We start from the raw sequence: 18,695 nt of genomic DNA, 5'->3' as shown, positions 1-18,695 counted from the left end.
TCTCAGTGCCCGTCCATGGCGGCGTGCAGTTCCTGCAGCGACTGCACACCGATGTCGCCGCGGATACCCGCCTCGATGCCCTGCACGGCCGCCGACGCGCCCTGCACGGTGGTGACGCACGGAATGTTCATCTGCACCGCCGCAGCGCGGATCTCGTAGCCGTCCACCCGCGGACCGGAGTTGCCGTAGGGGGTGTTGATCACCATGTCGACCCCACCGGCCCGGATGGCCTCCACCGCCGACACCGAGGGCCGTTGCGGGCTCGGCTCCTCGAAGTGCTTGCGCACCACTTCGCAGGGAATTCCGTTGCGGCGCAGCATTTCCGCAGTACCCTCGGTTGCCATGACCCGGAAACCGAGGTCGGCCAGCCGCTTGACCGGGAACACCAGCGACCGCTTGTCGCGGTTGGCCACCGACACGAACACGGTGCCCTGGGCCGGCAGCGAGCCGTAGGCCGCGGTCTGACTCTTGGCGAACGCGCTGCCGAAGTCGGAGTCGATCCCCATCACCTCACCGGTCGACTTCATCTCCGGGCCCAGCAGCGAATCGATGCTGGAACCGTCGGCGCGCCGGAAGCGGTGGAACGGCAGCACCGCCTCCTTCACCGCGATCGGCGCGTGCGGGGCGGGGCTGGCACCGTCGCCCTCGGCGGCCAGCAGACCCTCGGCCCGCAGATCGGCGATCGTGGCGCCCAGCATGATCCGTGCGCACGCCTTGGCCAACGGCACGGCGGTGGCCTTCGACACGAACGGCACGGTCCGGCTGGCGCGCGGGTTGGCCTCCAGCACGTAGAGCACATCGTCCTTGAGCGCGTACTGCACGTTGAGCAGACCGACCACCCCGATGCCGTGGGCGATGGCGGAGGTGGCATGCCGCACCGCGTCGATGTCCTGGCGCCCCAGCGTGACCGGGGGCAGCGCGCACGCCGAGTCACCGGAATGGATGCCGGCCTCCTCGATGTGCTCCATCACCCCGCCGATGTAGACCTCGGTGCCGTCGCACAGCGCGTCGACGTCGATCTCGATGGCGTCTTCGAGGAACCGGTCGACCAGCACGGGGTGCTCCGGGCTGAGTTCGGTGGCCCGGGTGATGTAGCCGCGCAGCGTCTCCTCGTCGTAGACGATCTCCATGCCGCGTCCACCGAGCACGTAGGAGGGCCGCACCAACACCGGGTAGCCGATCTCGGCGGCGATCTTCCTGGCCGCATCGAAGCTGGTCGCCGTGCCGAACCGCGGGGCCGGCAGGCCCGCGTTGGTCAGCACCTCGCCGAAGGCGCCGCGGTCCTCGGCCATGTCGATGGCCCTGGGGCTGGTGCCCACGATGGGCACACCGGCGCGCTCCAGCCGTTCGGCCAGCCCCAGTGGGGTCTGCCCACCCAACTGCACGATGACGCCGACCACGCCCGGACCACCCGCCCCGGAGGCCTGTTCGGCGCGGTAGACCTCCAGGACGTCCTCGAAGGTCAACGGCTCGAAGTACAGCCGATCGGCGGTGTCGTAGTCGGTGGACACCGTCTCGGGGTTGCAGTTGACCATGACGGTCTCGAACCCGGCGGCACTGAGCGTGGTGGCCGCGTGCACGCAGCTGTAGTCGAATTCGATGCCCTGACCGATCCGGTTGGGCCCGGAGCCCAGGATGAGCACCTTGGGCCGGGAGTCCTGCGGGGCCACCTCGGTCTCGGCGGCGGGGTCCAGCTCGTAGCTGCTGTAGTGGTAGGGCGTCTTGGCCTCGAACTCGGCCGCGCAGGTGTCGACGGTCTTGTAGACCGGGTGGATGCCGAGCCGCTCGCGCAGCGCGCGCACACCGGCCTCCCCGGCCAGTTCCGGGCGCAGCGCGGCGATCTGACGGTCGGACAGTCCGTTGTACTTGGCCCGGCGCAGCAGCTCCTCGTCGAGCACCGGGGACTCGGCCAGTTCGCCGCGCAGCGCAACCAGTCCGTGGATCTGCTCGACGAACCAGGGGTCGACGCCGGAGGCGGCGGCGACGTCCTCCACCGCGGCACCCAGCCGCAGCGCGAGTTCGATGTCGTAGAGCCGGCCGTCGGTGGGAGTACGCAGCCGCTCCAGCACGGCCTCGACCCCGCCCTCGGGATCCACACCCGTCCAGAAGCCGGCCCGTCCGGTCTCCAGCGACCGCATCACCTTGCCGAGCGCCTCGATGAAGTTGCGGCCCAACGACATCGCCTCCCCCACCGACTTCATCGTGGTGGTCAGCGTGGTGTCGGCGCCGGGGAACTTCTCGAACGCGAACCGCGGCGCCTTGACCACCACGTAGTCCAGCGTCGGCTCGAAGCAGGCCGGGGTCTCCTTGGTGATGTCGTTGACGATCTCGTCGAGGGTGTAGCCGATGGCCAGCTTGGCCGCGATCTTGGCGATCGGGAACCCGGTGGCCTTGGACGCCAGCGCCGAGGAGCGTGACACCCGCGGGTTCATCTCGATGACGATCAGCCGCCCGTCGACCGGGTCGACCGCGAACTGGATGTTGCAGCCGCCGGTGTCGACGCCCACCTCGCGCAGGATCGCGATCCCCAGGTCGCGCATTTTCTGGTACTCGCGGTCGGTCAGCGTCATCGCCGGGGCCACGGTGACCGAGTCGCCGGTGTGCACACCCATCGGGTCGAAGTTCTCGATGGAGCAGACGACCACCACGTTGTCGTGGCCGTCGCGCATCAGCTCCAGCTCGTATTCCTTCCAGCCGAAGATCGACTCCTCGATCAGGACGTTGGCGCTGGGCGAGGCCGCCAGACCGTCGCCGGCCATCCGTTCGACGTCCTCGACGCTGGAGGCCATCCCCGAACCCAGACCACCCATGGTGAAGCTGGGCCGGACCACCACCGGAAGGCCCAGCTCGGCGACCGTCTCCCGAACCTCGTCCATGGTGAAACAGACCCGGCTGCGCGCGGATTCACCGCCCACCTTGGCCACGATGTCCTTGAACCGCTGCCGGTCCTCACCACGCTGGATGGCTTCGAAGTCGGCGCCGATGAGTTCCACGCCGTACTTGTCGAGCACCCCGTTCTCGTAGAGCGCCACGGCGGTGTTGAGCGCGGTCTGCCCGCCGAGGGTGGCCAGCAGCGCGTCGATCCTGTTGCCGCGCTCGGCCTGCTGGGCGATGACCCGCTCGACGAAGGCCGCGGTGATGGGCTCGACGTAGGTGTGGTCGGCGTACTCGGGGTCGGTCATGATCGTCGCCGGGTTGGAGTTGACCAGGCTGACCTGCAGCCCCTCGGCGCGCAGCACCCGGCACGCCTGGGTGCCCGAGTAGTCGAACTCGCAGGCCTGCCCGATGATGATCGGCCCGGAGCCGATGACCAGGACGTGGTTGATGTCGGTACGGCGTGGCATCAGTTACCCGCTTCCTGCGCGAGCGCGCATCCCGGTACGCGACACGCCGTCAAACCTGTTCCCAGGTGAGCGCTCGCGGTCATGAGTCCCCCGCCATCAGGTCGACGAACTGGTCGAACAGGTACTCCGCGTCGTGCGGACCCGCGGCCGCCTCGGGGTGGTACTGCACGGAGAAGGCGCGGCCGCTGAGAAGCCTGATCCCCTCCACGACACCGTCGTTGGCGCAGGTGTGGCTGACCACGGCCCGGCCGAAGTCGGTGTCGAACTCCTCGCCGGCCTCGCCCTCGAGCGCGAACCCGTGATTCTGTGCGGTGATCGCCACCCGGCCGGTCCGGTGATCCATCACGGGGATGTTGATGCCCCGGTGGCCGAAGGTCATCTTGTAGGTCGAACGGCCCAGTGCGCGCCCCAGCAGCTGGTTGCCGAAACAGATCCCGAACAGCGGGATCCCGGCCGCCAGCACCTCCCGGGTGACCGCCACGACGTGGTCGGCGGTGGCCGGATCGCCCGGGCCGTTGGACAGGAACACCCCGTCGGGCCGGAGCTCGGTGATCTGCTCGAAGGTCGCCGAGGACGGCAGCACCAGGCTGCGCACGCCGCGGCGGGCGAAGTTCCGCGGGGTGTTGGTCTTGATGCCCAGATCCAGAGCGGCCACGGTGAACCGGTGCGCGCCGTCGGGTTCGACGACGTAGCCGGCCTCCGTGCTGACCTCACCGGCCAGGTCGGCGCCGAGCATGGACTCCTGGCCCCGAACCCGATCGAGCAGCGGGGCAATGTGTGTGGCGGCATCCCTGGTGTCGGGCAGGGCGGGACCCGAGAAGACGCCGGCCTTCATCGAGCCGCGGCTGCGCAGGTGCCGCACCACGGCCCGGGTGTCGATGCCGGCGATGCCGACGATCCCCTGCCGGCGCAGTTCGTCCTCGAGTGTGCCGCTGGACCGCCAGTTCGAGGCGCGCGGCGAGGGGTCGCGCACGGCGTAGCCCGCCACCCAGATCCGGTCGCCGCGGCTCTCGGCGTCCTCGTGGTTCCAGCCGGTGTTGCCGATCTGCGGGGCGGTCGCCACCACGATCTGACGGTGGTAGCTCGGGTCGGTCAACGTCTCCTGGTACCCCGACATCCCGGTGGAGAACACCGCCTCACCCAGGGTCTGGCCGAGCGCACCGAAGGGCCGGCCGGTGAACACCCGGCCGTCTTCGAGGACCAGTACGGCTTGCTCACTCACGCGATCTCGGCTCCATCCGCTCCGCCAATCAACCATTTCGCATAATCACCGCGGTTGTCGCCGCGGAACCCGGTGTCGATCTCGGTGCCCGAGGGCAGGCGCCACCGGATGGCCAGGATCCCGCCCCGGGGGTCCCCGTCGCCGTTGCGACCGGCGGGAACGACCTTGCCCGCCAGCCCCGTCTCGGTGCGGATCAACAGGATCGAGTCCTGTGGGATCCAGATGGGCGAGGCACCGCTGCGCTGCACCATGATGCCCTCCGGGTAGCGGGTGATCACCGCCTTGGACCGGTAGCCCAGGTCACCGGCGGCGATGCGGTCCAGCCAGCGCGGCGCCAGGGTGCTGCCGACGTAGAGGCCCTTGGTGGGCGCGACCACGGCCTGCCCGACCGTGTCGGGCAGCGTGGGCAACTGCCCGACCAGAGCGATCTGACGTTCGGCCCGGCGCCGCCAGCCCCGCAGCATCCGGCTGATCAGCCAGGCGATGAGCACGACCAGAACCCCGGCGAAGACCAGGGAGGCGACCATGGTGGGGGTGTTCATGCACGACACCTGCCCTCGCGAACCCGCCGGCTCACAGCTGGGCCCTCCCGTCGCGTGCGGTGACGCGGCCGCGCAGCAGGGTGGCGGTCACGGTCGCCGGCAGCGTCATCGACGCGTAGGGGGTGTTGGCCGACCGGCTGGCCAGCGCGGACCCGTCGACGGTCCAGCTCGCCTCGGGGTCGACGATGGTCAGGTTCGCCGGTTCCCCGACCTCCAGCGGGCGGCCCTGGTCGGTGAGACCGACGATGCGGGCCGGGTTCTCGCTCATCACCCGCGCGACGTCGCGCCAGGTGAGCAGCCCGGGAACGACCATGGTCTCGACCACCACCGACAGCGCGGTCTGCAGACCCAGCATGCCGGGCCGGGCCACCGAGAACTCACAGCACTTCTCGTGTTCGGCGTGCGGCGCGTGGTCGGTGGCCACACAGTCGATCACCCCGTCGGCCAGGGCCTGACGCAGCGCCTGGGCGTCCGAGGCCTCGCGCAGCGGCGGGTTGACCCGGTTGACGCCGTCGTAGGTCTGCAGTCGGCTGTCGTCGAGCAGCAGGTGGTGCGGGGTGACCTCGGCCGTGATGGCGATGCCCTGGGCCTTGGCCCAGCCGAGCAGTTCCACCGTGCCCCGGGTGGAGGCGTGGCAGATATGCACCCGGGCCCCCGCGTCGCGGGCCAGCAGCGCGTCACGGGCGACGATCGACTCCTCGGCCGCGCGCGGCCAGCCCGCCAACCCGAGCCGCGCCGCGGTCGGACCCTCGTGGGCCACCGCGCCCACGGTCAGCCTCGGTTCCTCGGCGTGCTGGGCGACCAGCACACCCAGCCCGGTGGCGTATTCCAGCGCGCGGCGCATGATCAGCGGATCGTGCACGCACTTGCCGTCGTCGGAGAACATCCGCACCTTGGCGGCACCGTTGGCCATCATCGCCATCTCGGTCAACTGGGTCCCGGCCAGCCCGACGGTGACGGCCCCGACCGGGTGGACGTCGACCAGGCCCACCTGGCGGCCGCGCTGCCAGACGTGGTCGGTGACCACCGGGGAGTCGGCGACCGGCGTGGTGTTGGCCATCGCGAACACGGCGGTGAAGCCACCCAGAGCCGCTGCCGCCGAGCCGGTTTCGATGGTCTCGGTGTCCTCGCGGCCCGGCTCACGCAGATGGGTGTGCAGGTCGACGAAGCCCGGCAGCAGGACCTGGCCGGCGGCGTCGAGAACGTCGGTGCGCTCGTCGGCGGTCAGGCCGGGCCCGATCGCGGCGATCTGGCCGTCCTCGACGAGCACGTCCACGGGCTCGCCCTCGCCGTAGCGCCGCACACCCCGGATCAGCACGCTCATGCCACTCCCCCCATCTCGGGGCCGGCGTGACCGGCCTGCTCGGCTCCCACCAGCAGGTGGAACAGCACCGCCATCCGCACATGCACACCGTTGGTGACCTGTTGCAGCACCGCCGATTGCGACGAGTCCGCAACCGAGGACGCGATTTCCATTCCGCGCAGCATCGGTCCCGGGTGCAGCACGACGGCGTGTTCGGGCAGCATGCGCTGCCGGGCCTCGGAGAGCCCGTAGAGCACCGAGTACTCCCGCGGCGAGGGGAAGAAACCGCCGTTCATCCGTTCGGCCTGCACCCGCAGCATCAGCACCGCGTCGGCGGCGGGCAGCTCGGCGTCCAGATCGTGTGACACCGTCACCGGCCAGTCTCCGACCCCCACGGGCAGCAGCGTCGGCGGCGCGACCAGCACCACCTCGGCGCCCAGGGTGGCCAGCAGCATGACGTTGGACCGGGCCACCCTGCTGTGCAGGATGTCGCCGACGATCACGACCCGCCTGCCGTCGATGGAGCCGAGCCGCTGCCGGATGGTCAGGGCGTCGAGCAGCGCCTGGGTCGGGTGTTCGTGTGTGCCGTCACCGGCGTTGATCACGCTCGGTCCGTGCCCGGCGGCGTTGGTCCAGGCCGCCAGCTGCTGGGCGGCGCCGGAGGCCGGGTGCCGCACGATCAGCGCGTCGGCGCCCGCGGCGCGCAGGGTCAGCGCGGTGTCGCGCAGGGACTCCCCCTTGGCCACCGAGGACCCCGAGGCGCTGACGTTGATGACGTCGGCGCTCATCCACTTTCCGGCCACCTCGAACGACACCCGTGTGCGGGTGGAGTTCTCGTAGAACATGGTGATGACGGTGCGTCCGCGCAGGGTCGGCAGCTTCTTGACCTCGCGTCCGAGCAGCGCCTGGCTGAAACGGTCGGCGTCGTCGAGGATCGCCGTGGCCTCGTCGCGGCTCAGGTCGGTGGTCGTGAGCAGGTGTTTCACCGGGCGGGTCCTCCGTACGGGGCGATGAGCACGCCGTCGCAGTCGTCGTGCTCGGTCAGCCGCACCTTGACATTCTCGCTGCGCGAGGTCGGCACGTTCTTGCCGACGTAGTCCGCGCGGATCGGCAGTTCCCGGTGACCGCGGTCGACGAGCACCGCCAGCTGCACGGCGCGGGGGCGGCCGATGTCGCGCAGGGCGTCCAGCGCCGCGCGCACCGACCGGCCGGAGTAGAGCACGTCGTCGACCAGGACGACCAGCGCGCCGTCGATGCCGCCCTCGGGGATCGAGGTCTCTTCCAGGGGGCGCGGCGGCTTGGTGAGCAGGTCGTCGCGGTAGAGCGTGATGTCCAGCCCGCCGTGGGGCACCTGGACCCCGGAGAACTCGGCGATGTTGCGGGCCAGCCGCGCGGCCAGAATGACGCCGCGGGTGGGGATTCCCAGCAGGACCACGCGCGGCGCCTCGGCACCGTCCAGCGCGGTCTTCTCGATGATCTGGTGGGCGATACGAGAGATGGTGCGACCGACGTCCGCGGCGGACATCAATTCCCGATCGGTGTCGTCGCTGCCGCTGTTGGCGCCCACGGTCAACCGTGACCTCCTTCTCCGCCTCGCTGAACGGATCGTTAAAGGATGTCGAACTGCCGGGCAGCATAGCAGCCGAACGGGTCCCGACACGAAGCGGACCGCACGGACATGCCGCCGGGGTCCGGGGGTGGGTCGGGCCGGCCGCCGGACCGATAGCCTCGACTGGTGAATCTCGACGGGAACCAGGCCTCCATCCGCGAAGCCTGCCAGGAGGGTCTGCTCGCCGGCGCGGTCACGCTGGTCTGGAACGGCGGAAAGGTACTGCAGGTCAACGAGATCGGGTACCGCGACGTCGAGGCCGGACTCCCGATGACCCAGGACACGATCTTTCGCATCGCCTCGATGACCAAGCCGGTCACCGTCGCGGCGGCGATGGCGCTGGTCGAGGAGGGCAAGCTGACCCTGCGCGACCCGGTCACCCGGTGGTTGCCGGAGTTCGCCCGGATGCGGGTGCTCGTCGACCCCACCGGCCCGCTGGACGCCACCGTGCCCGCCCACCGGCCGATCACCGTCGACGACCTGATGACCCACCGCAGTGGCCTGGCCTACATGTTCTCGGTGCCGGGGCCGTTGAACCGGGCCTATGCCCGGCTGCCGCTGCGGCAGGATCAGGACCGCTGGCTGGCGGAGCTGGCCGAGCTGCCCCTGGTGCACCAGCCCGGCCAGCAGCTGACCTACAGTCACGCCACCGACGTGCTGGGCATCATCGTGTCGCGGATCGAGGACAGGCCGCTGCACGAGGTGCTCGCCGAGCGCGTCTTCGAGCCGCTGGGCATGGTCGACACCGGGTTCTCCGCCTCACCGGAGGGCCGGCGTCGCGCCGCGACGATGTACCGGATCGACGAGGACGGGCGGTTGGCTCACGACGTGATGGGCCCGGTCCCGATCGCCCCGCCACCGTTCTGCCAGGGCGGCGCCGGCCTGCTGTCCACCGCCGGCGACTACCTGAAATTCGCGTTGATGCTGCTGCGCGGCGGCACCGTGGACGGGGTGCGGGTGCTGTCCGAGGAATCGGTGCGGTTGATGCGCACCGACCAGCTCACCGATGCGCAGAAGCGGATCCCGTTCCTGGGGATGCCGTACTGGATCGGACGCGGGTTCGGCCTGAACCTGTCGGTGGTGACCGATCCGGTCAAGTCGACGCCGCTGTTCGGCCCGGGCGGGGTGGGGACGTTCACCTGGCCGGGCGCCTACGGCACGTGGTGGCAGGCCGACCCGGCCAACGACACGATCCTGATCTATCTGATCCAGAACTACCCGAACCTGGGCCCGGACGCCGCGGCGATCGCGGGCAACACCTCGCTGGTCCGCCTGCAGACCGCGCAGCCCAAGTTCGTCAGGCGCACCTACCAGGCGCTGGGACTGTAGCGGCTAAACCATCGCGATCGGCGAGACGGACGCGCCGATCTCCAGGGCCCCGGACAGTTCCCGGCTCACGTCGTAGTCGAAGACGACGTGCCCGGCGATGATGTCCACGTCACGGCGGATCCGCTGCAGCGGGTTGGTCAGGAAATGGGCGCTGGCCCCGGCCGCTTCGAGCAGCCCGGCCACCACGGCCCGCGATTCGTGCACGATGTGCGCGGCCGCCGCCCGCGCCTCGGCCCGCCGGGCACGCGGTACCGGCGCGTCGCCGGACATCGCGGACTCGATGGCGGCCACCGTGTGCGCGAGGAGCCCGCGCAGCGCCGCCAACCGCACCCGGGCGTCGGCGAGCCTGATCTGTGCTGCCGGCTGATCACGCTGGGCGGCACCGGAATAGGCCATCACCCTGGTGCTCAGCCGCTGGGCGAACAGATCGGCGGCGTACTCGGCGCTGCCCAGCGCCGGCATGGCCGCCACCAGTGCCAGCGCGGGAACCATCGGCCACCGGTAGGTGGCGGCGCCGTGGAGCGCCGCCCCGGGCGCGGTGCCCCGGTAGATGTCGGCGACCGAGACCATCCGATGGGTGGGCACGAACACGTCGGTGACCGTCACGTCGTTGGAGCCGGTGGCCCGCATTCCCGCCGTGTGCCAGACGTCGTGGATCTCGATGTCGCCGGCCGGCAGCAGCGCCAGCGCGGGCGTGATCTCGGTGTCGGAACCCCCGACCAATGCCCCGACCATGATCCAGTCGGCGTCCATCACGCCGGTGGCCCACGACCACCGGCCGGTGAGCCGCACGCCGCCGTCGACGGGCAGCCCCCGGCCCGTCGGGGCCAGTGGCGCGGGACACAGCACCGGTCCGTGCGCGAAGACCTCGTCCTGGGCGGGCGCGTCGAACAGTGCCAGCATCCAGTTGTGCAGAGTGTAGAAGCCCAGCGTCCAGGCGCTGGAGGCGCAGCCGTGCGCCATCCGGCGGACAGGGTCGAGGATCTCGGCGAAATCGGCCTGCCGCCCGCCGTAGGCGGCGGGGACCAGCAGGGCGGCCAGTTCGCTGCGGCGGAACTCGGAGACGGTGTCGGCCGGGAGCCGGCGCATCTCCTCGGCCTTGGGTGCGCGCTCGGCCAGGCGTGCGACGAAGTCGTCGGTGACCAGGGTCATCAACCGGACGCTACCATACCTTTTGGTATGGTAGCGTCCGCACGCACGGCTCGGCCGCGTGCGCGGTCCCCGGGTGGGCCACCAAACCAGGCCAGAATCAGTGCCGCAGCATCAGATCCAGGAAGCGCTCCCGCTGGGCGGCCGCCTCGGCGTCGGCAGTCACCTCGGAGTCGGCATCGGCACCGGAGTCAGCACCGGATTCGGCACGGGATTCGGTGAGGTGCAGGAACCCGATGCCCGCGGCGAAGGTGGCGTTGGCGCGCATCTCGGCCTCGGCGCCGTCGAAGCCGTCGTCGAGGAACGCCTGCCGCACGGCGCGCAGCACGGTGCGGTCCGAGGCACGCACCGCGTCGGCGACCGCGGGCGCCGACTTGGCCCACTCCCGCATGGCGCGCTCGAGCATCCAGTGGCGCGGGCTCACCAGCGCCGCCATCATCTGGGCGAGCCGCTGCCGCGGCGGGAGCTCGGCGAGCCCGGCGAACGGCACCCGATCGTCGTCGCGCACGGCGGCCCACGATTCGATCAGCGCCGCACGGTAGGCCGCCATGTCGTCGAAATGCCAGTAGAAGCTGCCCTTGGTGACGTTGAGCCGACGGCAGAGTCGATCGATGGTCAGCGCTTTGAGTCCCTGCTCGGCAAGAACCGCAAAACCTGCCTGCACCCAGTCGTCGACGGAGAGCCGCGACGCGCCCGCGCTCGCCATGGATTGCAGCCTAGCGAGCCGGCGCGAACTCCGTTGTGACCCGGCCCGCTTTGAAATACCTTGAGCGACATGACAGAGCCGACCGTGCTGATCAGCGGAGCCGGTATCGCCGGCCCGGCACTGGCCCACCTGTTGTCCGGATACGGCTATCGGGTCGTCGTGGCCGAACTCGCGCCGGGGATCCGCCCGGGCGGCCAGACCGTCGACCTGCGCGGGGCCGGCGCCGACGTCGTCGAGCGAATGGGCCTGTTGGACAAGATGAAACAGCGTTCGCTGTTCCAGCGGGGTATCGCCTGGGTGCGCGCCGACGGCAGCAGGCGCGCCGAGATGCCGGTCGAGGCCTTCGACGGCAACGGGCCGGTCTCCAAACTGGAGATCCTGCGCGGCGACCTGGTCGACATCCTCCACGAGGCCACCCGCGAACGCGCGGAATACCTGTTCGGCACCCGCATCACCGCGCTGGACACCGGGTCCGCCGATCGCGTGTGCGCCACCTTGAGCGACGGCTCCACCGTGCAGGCCGACCTGGTGGTGGGCGCCGACGGACCGCATTCGGGTGTGCGCCGCCTGGCGTTCGGGCCCGAGGAGCAGTTCATCCGGCCGCTCGGCGGCTACAACGCGTGGTTCAGCGCCCCGGACACCGTCGGGCTGGACGGCTGGTACCTGATGTATCAGGCCCCCGGGGGCCTCAACGCCTCGTTGCGTCCCACCCATGACCCGGCACTGGCCAAGGCGGGACTGGCCTTCCGTTCCGGGCCCATCGACTATGACCGCCGCGACCCCGACGCGCAGCGACGCCTGCTGGCCGAACGCTTCGCCGGGGCCGGATGGCACTGCGATCAGCTGCTGGCCGCCGCCGAGACCGCCGAGGACTTCTACTTCGACGCGTTCTGCCAGGTGCGCATGGCCTCGTGGACCACCGGGCGCGTCGCGCTGGTCGGCGACGCCGGCTACTGTGCATCGCCCTTGTCGGGCATGGGCACCAGCCTGGCGCTGGTGGGCGCCTACCTCCTGGCCGGCGAGCTGGGGCCGGCGACGCGGGGGGTCGACGGCGGGCACCTGGCCCGGGCGTTCGAGCGCTACACCGCGCGGATGCGCCCGTACGTGCGGACCTGTCAGGATCTGCCCAACAGCATGGAGCGCTTCGCGCCGATGACGGAGAAGGAGATCCGCGACAACGCGTTGGCGATGAAGTACATGCAGAAGTGGCCGCTGCGGGTCGTCGCCAAACGGCGGTGGTTCACCGTCGCCCAATCGGTCGAGCTGCCCGACTACCCGGGGCTCTGAGCACCGGACACCCCGGCACGGGAGCGGGTTCAGCGCGCGGCGGCCTCCAGCCCGGCATCGGTGAGGTCGGGCGGCTCATAGGGCCGGACGTTCAGCAGGGGCATCACCTGCCTGGCGAAGCGCTCCGCCTCGGCGGCCAGCGGCCACCCGGACAGGATCCAGCTGTCGATGCCCAGCTGCGCGGACAGTTCGGTGATCAGGGCGGCGACCGTCTCCGGGCTGCCCACCAGGTAGTTGCCGGACCCCTTGCCGGCGATGTCGAACGGAGGCTCCCCGGAGGTCCAGGTGGTCAGGCCCGCGGCCAGCCCCGGCGCGAACTCCAGCTCCTCGCGGGTCGGCAGCCGTCCGCGGCGCAGCGCGTCGATACGGCTCTGCACCTGCGGGTCTTCGCTGGTCAGTTCGTCGAGCGGGGCGAAGCCGAAGGAACGCAGGTTCCGGTCGGCCAGCCGGTTCATCTCGGCGGGGTCGGTCTGCGACAGCTGCCATTCGAAGTGCGCCCACGCCTCGTCGTCGGTGTCGCGCACCACCACACTGGCCAGCACCCCGACGGGGATGTGGCGGCCCCTGGCCGCGGCGGCGCGCCGCAGCGCACCGAACGTGTCGGACAGCGCGGGGGGTTCGGCCAGGAAGCTGAGGTACAGATCGAGCGTCTCGGCGGCGTGTGCGATGCCTTCGGGTGAGGCGCCGGTCCCCCACACCGGCACTCCGCCGCGCTGGCGCGGCCCCGCGATCGCGGGCTTGTAGCGCGGCCCGAACGTGAAGCCGGCGCCGTCGTATCCGTCGGTGCCGTCGAGGTAGAGCGCACGCACCAGCGCCCAGTACTCCTGCGACAGCGCGTAGCGCTGCGCCTTGGTCTCGAAGCGGCCGTAGCGGGCCAGGACCGGGTCGGCCCCGTTGACCTGGTTGAAGATCAGCCGCCCACCCGAGTAGTGGTCGAAGACCTGGGCCTGCTCGGCCAGCAGCGCCGGCGGCTTGACCCCGGGGTACTCGGGGATCATGAACCGCAGGCGCGTGGTGTCGGAGACCAGGGCGATGGTCTCGCGTGCGGTGCTCAGCGCGCCGTAGTAGCCCAGGTGGTCCAGGGCGCAGGCCACCGACCGCAGGTGCGCCAGCGACGGCGGGATCCGCCCCCGCGGCTGCCAGGGCACGTCGCCGTCGGCGCCGTTGATGTACCACAGGATGCGCAGGCCGCCGGCCCCGTCATCACCGTCCGCACCACCGTCACAGCCGCCGTCCACCGCACTCCCTCGTCGCATCGCCGCGGGCCCGCGCCCGCCGACAGCCAGCCACGCTAGACGAGAAGGCGCGGCGGTGGGGGGCTCCCTTTTCCGGGATCGGTCGCTGGGATCAGCCGGTGGGGATCGGCCGGTGGGGATCGGCCGGCGTCAGGAAGGCTCGGTGGGACCGTCCGGGGTGCCGGCCTGGTCACCGGCCTGCCCACCGCCCGCCGACGTGCGCACCGCGGCGGCCGCGGCACGGATCTGCGGTGTCACCAGCATCACCTGGCCCAGAACGCCGTTGACGAATCCCGGGGAGTCGTCGGTGGACAGTTCCTTGGCCAGCTGGACCGCTTCGTCGACGGCCACCGGCTCGGGCACATCCTCGGCGTGCAGCAACTCCCAGACCGCCACCCGCAGGATGGAGCGGTCCACCGCGGGCAGCCGTTCCAGGGCCCAGCCCTGCAGGTGGCTGCTGATGAGATCGTCGATGTGGGCGGCGTGCTCGGCGACCCCGTTGGCCACCGTCACGGTGTAGGGATTGAGCGGCTCGACGTCGGGCTGCACCCGGGCCAGCTCGGTGCGCCCGGCGGCCACCTCGGCCGCGGTCAGCCCGCGGGCCTCGGCCTCGAACAGCAGATCCACCGCCCGTTTGCGCGCGTGGTGACGTCCCCTCGCGGGGCGCGCGGGCCGGGAAGACCGGTCGTCAGGCATTCACGCGGCCCAGGTAGCTTCCGTCCCGCGAGTCGATCTTGAGCTTGTCGCCGGTGTTGATGAACAGCGGTACCTGGATCTCGGCACCGGTCTCGACGGTGGCGGGCTTGGTGCCGGCGCTGGAGCGGTCCCCCTGCAGCCCGGGCTCGGTGTGGGTGACCTCGAGTTCGACGGTCACGGGCAGTTCGAGGTACAGCGGGCTGCCGTTGTGGAAGGCGATCTGCACCGGCATGCTCTCCAGCAGGAAGTTGGCGGCGTTGCCGACCAGCGAGTCCGGCAGCGGATGCTGCTCGTAGTCCTCGGAGTCCATGAACACGAAGTCGCTGCCGTCGCGGTAGAGGTAGGTGGCGTCGCGGCGGTCCACGGTGGCGGTCTCGACCTTCACACCGGCGTTGTAGGTCTTGTCGACCACCTTGCCCGACAGCACGTTCTTGAGCTTGGTGCGGACGAACGCCGGGCCCTTGCCGGGCTTGACGTGCTGGAACTCCACGATCTGCCACAGCTGGCCATCGATGTTGAGGACCAGACCATTCTTGAAGTCGGCAGTCGATGCCACAGTCGGTACTCCTTTGAGAGTCGGGGATCCCTGGTCGGCGGGATCGGGTGCTACAGGATCGTCAGATCCTTGGGGAACCGGGTAAGCAGTTCGGGCGACTTCATGCCGACGACCAAGGTGTCCTCGATGCGGACACCGCCGCGATCGGGCAAGTAGACACCTGGTTCCACGGTCACCGCGGAGCCAGCACGTAGTGTACCGGCGGCCGACGCGTTGATTCCCGGCGCTTCGTGGATCTGCAGTCCCACCCCGTGGCCGAGCCCGTGACTGAACGTCTCGCCGTACCCGGCGTCGGCGATGACCTGCCGCGACGCCGCGTCCACCGAGCACAGCGGCACATCGGGGCCCAACGCCTCGCGTCCGGCCCGCTGGGCGGCGGCGACCAGGCCGTAGATCTCGCGCTGCCAGTCCGCGGCGGTTCCGAGCACGAACGTTCGGGTCATGTCGGAGTGGTAGCCACCGACCAGCGCGCCGAAGTCGATCTTGACGAAGTCCCCCGCCTGCAGCACCGCGTCGGTGGGCCGGTGGTGGGGCACCGCGGAATTGGCGCCGGCGGCGACGATGGTCTCGAAGGACGGCCCGTCGGCGCCGTGGTCGAGCATCCGGGACTCCAGGTCGCGGCGCACCTCCTTCTCGGTGCGCCCGGGCCGCAGCCCGCCCTGCTCGATCAGGTCGGCCAGGGCGGCGTCGGCGGCCTCACAGGCCAACCGCAGCAGCGCCACCTCGCCGTCGTCCTTGATCTCGCGCAGCTCTTCCACCAGACCCGAGGCGCGGACCAGTTCCGCGTTCCGGTTGGGCTCCAGCACACCCAACAGGGCCAGGTGTGCATCGACGGTCACCGCGTGTCCCTCGAAACCGATCCGTCGCGCCCCCGCGCCCGCGGCCCGGCAAACCAGATGACGACCGCATGCCCGCTCGATGTCGACGGCCAGGTCGGGGGCCTGGCGGGCCGCCTGGGTGCGGTAGCGGCCGTCGGTGGCCAGGATCGCCGGCCGCTCGTCGGCGAATACCAGCAGCGCCGCGTTGGAGCCGGTGAACCCGGACAGGTACCGGACATTGGTCAGGTCGCTGACCAGCATCGCGTCCAGATCGGCGGGGCCGAGCAGGGTGCGCAACTTGTCACGTCGCTGGGAATGTGTCACGCCCGCTGACGGTACTCGCTACGCTGTGGCCCCATGAGCAAGTGGCTGGTGCGCGGGTTGGTGTTCGCGGGACTGATGGTCGTGGTGCGGCTGATCCAGGGAGCGCTGATCAATCAGTACGAGACGCAGGCTCTGCTGATCAGCCTCACGCTGCTGGCGGTGCTGGTTGTGGTGGTGCTGGTGTGGGGTTATCTCGACGGACGCTCCGACGCCCGCACCAACCCCGACCCCGACCGCCGCGAAGACCTGGCGATGACGTGGCTGCTGGCCGGTCTGGTCGCCGGGCTGGTCTCCGGCGCCGTGTCGTGGCTGATCTCACTGTTCTACTCCGCGCTCTATGTCGGCGGCCTGATCAACGAGTTGACGACGTTCGCCGCGTTCACGGCCCTGCTCGTGTTCGTCCCCGCGGTCGCCGCCGCGGCCATCGGCCGGTGGCTGGTGGACCGCAAGGCCCCGCCGGTGGACCGCAAGGCCCAGGCCGAGGGCGGCGCCGCGTACGACGACGACCGCGCCGACACCGATGTGTTCGCCGCCGTGCGGGAAGACGACTTCCCGACCGGTCCCACGCCCGTCGTCAGCGACCCGTCGAACCCCGCCCACGACACCGAGAGTCACGGTTCGGCGGTGGCCACCGCCGAACGCGACACGGGGTCATCCCTGGAGTCATCCCCGGAGCCGTCCCGGGAGTCGGCTGAGGAGGAGACCCAGCAGATCACTCCGGAGACCGGGGGCGGCACCGACACTTCGCCCGGGGATCAGCGCAAGGACTGAACCGGGCCGGACCGGCACCCGGTTCCGCCCCGCCTCAGTCCGCGCCGATGGCGGAGTAGGCGGCCGCCAGCAGCGCGGGGTCGGGGCCCTCCAGCCGACCGGGTTTGGCCAGGCCGTCGAGGACCACGAAGCGCAGCACCCCGGCCCGGGTCTTCTTGTCCCCGGCCATGTACTCCAGCAGCTGCGGCAGCGCATCGGCGTCGTAGCTGACCGGCAGGCCCAGCGCCGTCAGCACCCTGCGGTGCCGCTCGGCGGTGTCGTCGTCGAGGCGCCCGGCCAGCCGCCCCAGCTCGGCGGCGAACACCAGGCCCACCGAGACCGCGGCACCGTGGCGCCAGCGGTAGCGCTCCCGGCGTTCGATGGCATGGGCCAGCGTGTGGCCGTAGTTCAGAATCTCGCGCAGCGCGGACTCTTTCTCGTCGGCGGCCACCACCTCGGCCTTGACCGTGATGGCGCGCCGGATCAGTTCGGGCAGCACCGCACCGGCGGGGTCGGTGGCCGCCTCGGGGTCCGCCTCGATCAGGTCCAGAATGACCGGGTCGGCGATGAAACCGGCCTTGACGATCTCGGCCATGCCGGCGATCAGCTCGTTGCGCGGCAGAGTTTCCAGCGTGGCCAGGTCGACGAGCACGGCCGCCGGTTGGTGAAACGCCCCCACGAGGTTCTTGCCGGCGTCGGTGTTGATGCCGGTCTTGCCGCCGACCGCCGCGTCGACCATGCCCAGCAGCGTGGTCGGCACATGCACGATCGGTACGCCCCGCAGCCAGGTGGCCGCCGCGAATCCCGCGACGTCGGTGGCCGCCCCGCCGCCGACGCTGACCAGAGCGTCCTTGCGCCCCAACCCGATACGGCCGAGCACCTCCCAGATGAAACCGACGACGGGCAGGTCCTTGCCCGCCTCGGCGTCGGGGATCTCGATGCGGTGGGCGTCGATGCCCCGGTCGGCGAGGTACTGGCGGATCACCTCGGCGGTCTCGGCCAGCGTCGGCTGGTGCAGGACGGCCACCCGGTGGGTTCCGTCGAGCTGCTCACCGAGCTCGGCGAGCAGCCCGGTGCCCACCAGGACGGAGTACGGCGGGGTGACGGCCACCTCGATGGTGACCGGGGATCCGGGATCTGTCATTTGCGTGCCTCGGCGCGTCGGGCCGCGAGCGCGGCGGGCGTCGCGGGTGTCGGCGGGGATGGTGGAGTGGAGCCCGATTCCCCTTCTGCGGAACCGGCATTGCCGTTCTGTGAGGTCGGCAGCCGCCACGGGGGCCGGCGCCGGCGCCGGCGGGACTGCCTGGGTGGCGGCGGGCTTTCCAGCCGCGAGGCCAGATACCGGACCACGGCCCCGGGGTTGCGGCGGTTGGTGTTGACCCGCATGGTCGCCACCCGCCGGTACAGGGGCGCCCGCTCGGCCATCAGCCTGCGGTACTTCTCGGCGGCGTCGTCACCGGCCAGCAGCGGACGCACCGCCGGACCGCCGGTGGTACGCCGAACCCCTTCGGCGGTACCGATTTCCAGATAGACGACGGTGTGACCGGCCAGCGCCTTACGGACACCCGGGGTGGTGACGGCCCCGCCGCCCAACGAGACGATGCCGTCGTGTTCGGCGAGCGCGTCGCGTACGACCCGCTCCTCGATCCGGCGGAACCCCTGTTCCCCGTCGGCGGCGAAGATGTCGGCGATGCTGCGGCCGGTGGTCTCCACGATCTGGGCGTCGGTGTCCAGCAGCGGCAGCTGCATCGCCTTGGCGAGGCGCCGGCCGATGGTCGACTTGCCCGACCCCGGCATGCCGACGAGCACTGCTTTGGGCGCCATC

General features: G+C 70.9%; 17 protein-coding genes. 3 read left to right on the top strand and 14 right to left on the bottom strand.

Annotation, left to right across the window (positions count from 1 at the left end):
* Positions 1-2 precede the first annotated feature (2 nt).
* The 6 genes from carB to pyrR all read right to left on the bottom strand — a co-directional run bounded on the left by carB (position 3) and on the right by pyrR (position 7,978).
* Positions 3-3,344: a carbamoyl-phosphate synthase large subunit gene (gene carB, locus CSR00_RS09190; protein WP_099022080.1), complete on the bottom strand. Its 3,342-nt coding sequence runs from the start codon at positions 3,342-3,344 to the stop codon at positions 3-5.
* 79 nt (positions 3,345-3,423) lie between these two features.
* Positions 3,424-4,566 (bottom strand): glutamine-hydrolyzing carbamoyl-phosphate synthase small subunit, encoded by a 1,143-nt coding sequence (gene carA, locus CSR00_RS09185; protein WP_245905911.1) that lies wholly within the window; start codon positions 4,564-4,566, stop codon positions 3,424-3,426.
* Positions 4,563-5,108 carry a PH-like domain-containing protein gene (locus tag CSR00_RS09180; RefSeq protein ID WP_099022078.1) on the bottom strand — a complete coding sequence of 182 codons (546 nt, stop codon included), beginning with the start codon at positions 5,106-5,108 and terminating at the stop codon, positions 4,563-4,565. The genes carA and CSR00_RS09180 overlap by 4 nt, the downstream gene beginning before the upstream one ends.
* 31 nt (positions 5,109-5,139) lie before the next feature.
* Positions 5,140-6,432: a dihydroorotase gene (locus tag CSR00_RS09175; protein WP_099022077.1), complete on the bottom strand. Its 1,293-nt coding sequence runs from the start codon at positions 6,430-6,432 to the stop codon at positions 5,140-5,142.
* On the bottom strand, positions 6,429-7,397 hold the full coding sequence (locus CSR00_RS09170; RefSeq protein WP_099022076.1) for an aspartate carbamoyltransferase catalytic subunit: 969 nt from the start codon (positions 7,395-7,397) through the stop codon (positions 6,429-6,431). The genes CSR00_RS09175 and CSR00_RS09170 overlap by 4 nt, the downstream gene beginning before the upstream one ends.
* Positions 7,394-7,978, bottom strand: a complete 585-nt coding sequence (pyrR, locus tag CSR00_RS09165; protein ID WP_099022100.1) for a bifunctional pyr operon transcriptional regulator/uracil phosphoribosyltransferase PyrR — start codon at positions 7,976-7,978, stop codon at positions 7,394-7,396. The genes CSR00_RS09170 and pyrR overlap by 4 nt, the downstream gene beginning before the upstream one ends.
* Positions 7,979-8,146: 168 nt before the next feature.
* Here pyrR and CSR00_RS09160 point away from each other — a divergent pair, with 168 nt between their 5' ends.
* Positions 8,147-9,349 (top strand): serine hydrolase domain-containing protein, encoded by a 1,203-nt coding sequence (locus CSR00_RS09160; RefSeq protein ID WP_099022075.1) that lies wholly within the window; start codon positions 8,147-8,149, stop codon positions 9,347-9,349.
* Between the two features lie 3 nt (positions 9,350-9,352).
* On the opposite strand, the gene CSR00_RS09155 is transcribed toward CSR00_RS09160, so the two are convergent.
* Positions 9,353-10,501, bottom strand: a complete 1,149-nt coding sequence (locus CSR00_RS09155) for an acyl-CoA dehydrogenase family protein (protein WP_099022074.1) — start codon at positions 10,499-10,501, stop codon at positions 9,353-9,355.
* Positions 10,502-10,598: 97 nt separating this feature from the next.
* A complete protein-coding gene (locus CSR00_RS09150) occupies positions 10,599-11,204 on the bottom strand; it encodes a TetR/AcrR family transcriptional regulator (RefSeq protein ID WP_099022073.1) in 606 nt (201 codons plus the stop codon).
* A gap of 69 nt (positions 11,205-11,273) precedes the next feature.
* Between CSR00_RS09150 and CSR00_RS09145 the strand changes: the two genes are divergently transcribed.
* The gene (locus tag CSR00_RS09145) at positions 11,274-12,491 is read left to right on the top strand and encodes an FAD-dependent monooxygenase (RefSeq protein ID WP_099022072.1); all 1,218 of its coding nucleotides are present in this window, start codon (positions 11,274-11,276) and stop codon (positions 12,489-12,491) included.
* 29 nt (positions 12,492-12,520) lie between these two features.
* Here CSR00_RS09145 and CSR00_RS09140 read toward each other — a convergent pair whose 3' ends face one another.
* The 4 genes from CSR00_RS09140 to CSR00_RS09125 all read right to left on the bottom strand — a co-directional run bounded on the left by CSR00_RS09140 (position 12,521) and on the right by CSR00_RS09125 (position 16,120).
* Positions 12,521-13,729 (bottom strand): LLM class flavin-dependent oxidoreductase, encoded by a 1,209-nt coding sequence (locus CSR00_RS09140; protein WP_245905910.1) that lies wholly within the window; start codon positions 13,727-13,729, stop codon positions 12,521-12,523.
* Between the two features lie 147 nt (positions 13,730-13,876).
* Complete coding sequence (nusB, locus tag CSR00_RS09135) at positions 13,877-14,422, bottom strand: transcription antitermination factor NusB (protein WP_099022070.1); 546 nt, start codon at positions 14,420-14,422, stop codon at positions 13,877-13,879.
* Positions 14,415-14,978 (bottom strand): elongation factor P, encoded by a 564-nt coding sequence (gene efp, locus CSR00_RS09130; RefSeq protein WP_099022069.1) that lies wholly within the window; start codon positions 14,976-14,978, stop codon positions 14,415-14,417. The genes nusB and efp overlap by 8 nt, the downstream gene beginning before the upstream one ends.
* 50 nt (positions 14,979-15,028) lie before the next feature.
* Positions 15,029-16,120, bottom strand: coding sequence for a M24 family metallopeptidase (locus CSR00_RS09125; protein ID WP_099022068.1), 1,092 nt, complete (start codon positions 16,118-16,120; stop codon positions 15,029-15,031).
* Positions 16,121-16,153: 33 nt separating this feature from the next.
* Between CSR00_RS09125 and CSR00_RS09120 the strand changes: the two genes are divergently transcribed.
* The gene (locus tag CSR00_RS09120) at positions 16,154-16,891 is read left to right on the top strand and encodes a B-4DMT family transporter (RefSeq protein ID WP_176561977.1); all 738 of its coding nucleotides are present in this window, start codon (positions 16,154-16,156) and stop codon (positions 16,889-16,891) included.
* Between the two features lie 34 nt (positions 16,892-16,925).
* Here the strand turns inward: CSR00_RS09120 and aroB are convergent, their stop codons facing one another.
* A complete protein-coding gene (aroB, locus tag CSR00_RS09115; protein WP_099022067.1) occupies positions 16,926-18,014 on the bottom strand; it encodes a 3-dehydroquinate synthase in 1,089 nt (362 codons plus the stop codon).
* Positions 18,011-18,694, bottom strand: a complete 684-nt coding sequence (locus CSR00_RS09110) for a shikimate kinase (protein ID WP_099022066.1) — start codon at positions 18,692-18,694, stop codon at positions 18,011-18,013. Before CSR00_RS09110 ends, aroB begins: the two co-directional genes overlap by 4 nt.
* Between the last annotated feature and the right edge of the window lies 1 nt (position 18,695).

Origin of the sequence: Mycolicibacterium palauense (assembly GCF_002592005.1) — a bacterium.
In the GTDB taxonomy this organism is placed as follows: Bacteria; Actinomycetota; Actinomycetes; order Mycobacteriales; family Mycobacteriaceae; genus Mycobacterium; species Mycobacterium palauense.
Note: the sequence above shows the minus strand (reverse complement) of the source record. Positions and strands in the feature narration are given on the sequence as shown.

Coding starts and splice junctions, on each gene's coding strand:
- carB (WP_099022080.1), bottom strand. CDS start 3,344: ATGCCACGCCGTACCGACATCAACCACGTCCTGGTCATCGGCTCCGGG.
- CSR00_RS09180 (WP_099022078.1), bottom strand. CDS start 5,108: ATGAACACCCCCACCATGGTCGCCTCCCTGGTCTTCGCCGGGGTTCTG.
- CSR00_RS09175 (WP_099022077.1), bottom strand. CDS start 6,432: ATGAGCGTGCTGATCCGGGGTGTGCGGCGCTACGGCGAGGGCGAGCCC.
- CSR00_RS09155 (WP_099022074.1), bottom strand. CDS start 10,501: ATGACCCTGGTCACCGACGACTTCGTCGCACGCCTGGCCGAGCGCGCA.
- CSR00_RS09150 (WP_099022073.1), bottom strand. CDS start 11,204: ATGGCGAGCGCGGGCGCGTCGCGGCTCTCCGTCGACGACTGGGTGCAG.
- CSR00_RS09145 (WP_099022072.1), top strand. CDS start 11,274: ATGACAGAGCCGACCGTGCTGATCAGCGGAGCCGGTATCGCCGGCCCG.
- nusB (WP_099022070.1), bottom strand. CDS start 14,422: ATGCCTGACGACCGGTCTTCCCGGCCCGCGCGCCCCGCGAGGGGACGT.
- CSR00_RS09120 (WP_176561977.1), top strand. CDS start 16,154: ATGAGCAAGTGGCTGGTGCGCGGGTTGGTGTTCGCGGGACTGATGGTC.
- aroB (WP_099022067.1), bottom strand. CDS start 18,014: ATGACAGATCCCGGATCCCCGGTCACCATCGAGGTGGCCGTCACCCCG.
- CSR00_RS09110 (WP_099022066.1), bottom strand. CDS start 18,694: ATGGCGCCCAAAGCAGTGCTCGTCGGCATGCCGGGGTCGGGCAAGTCG.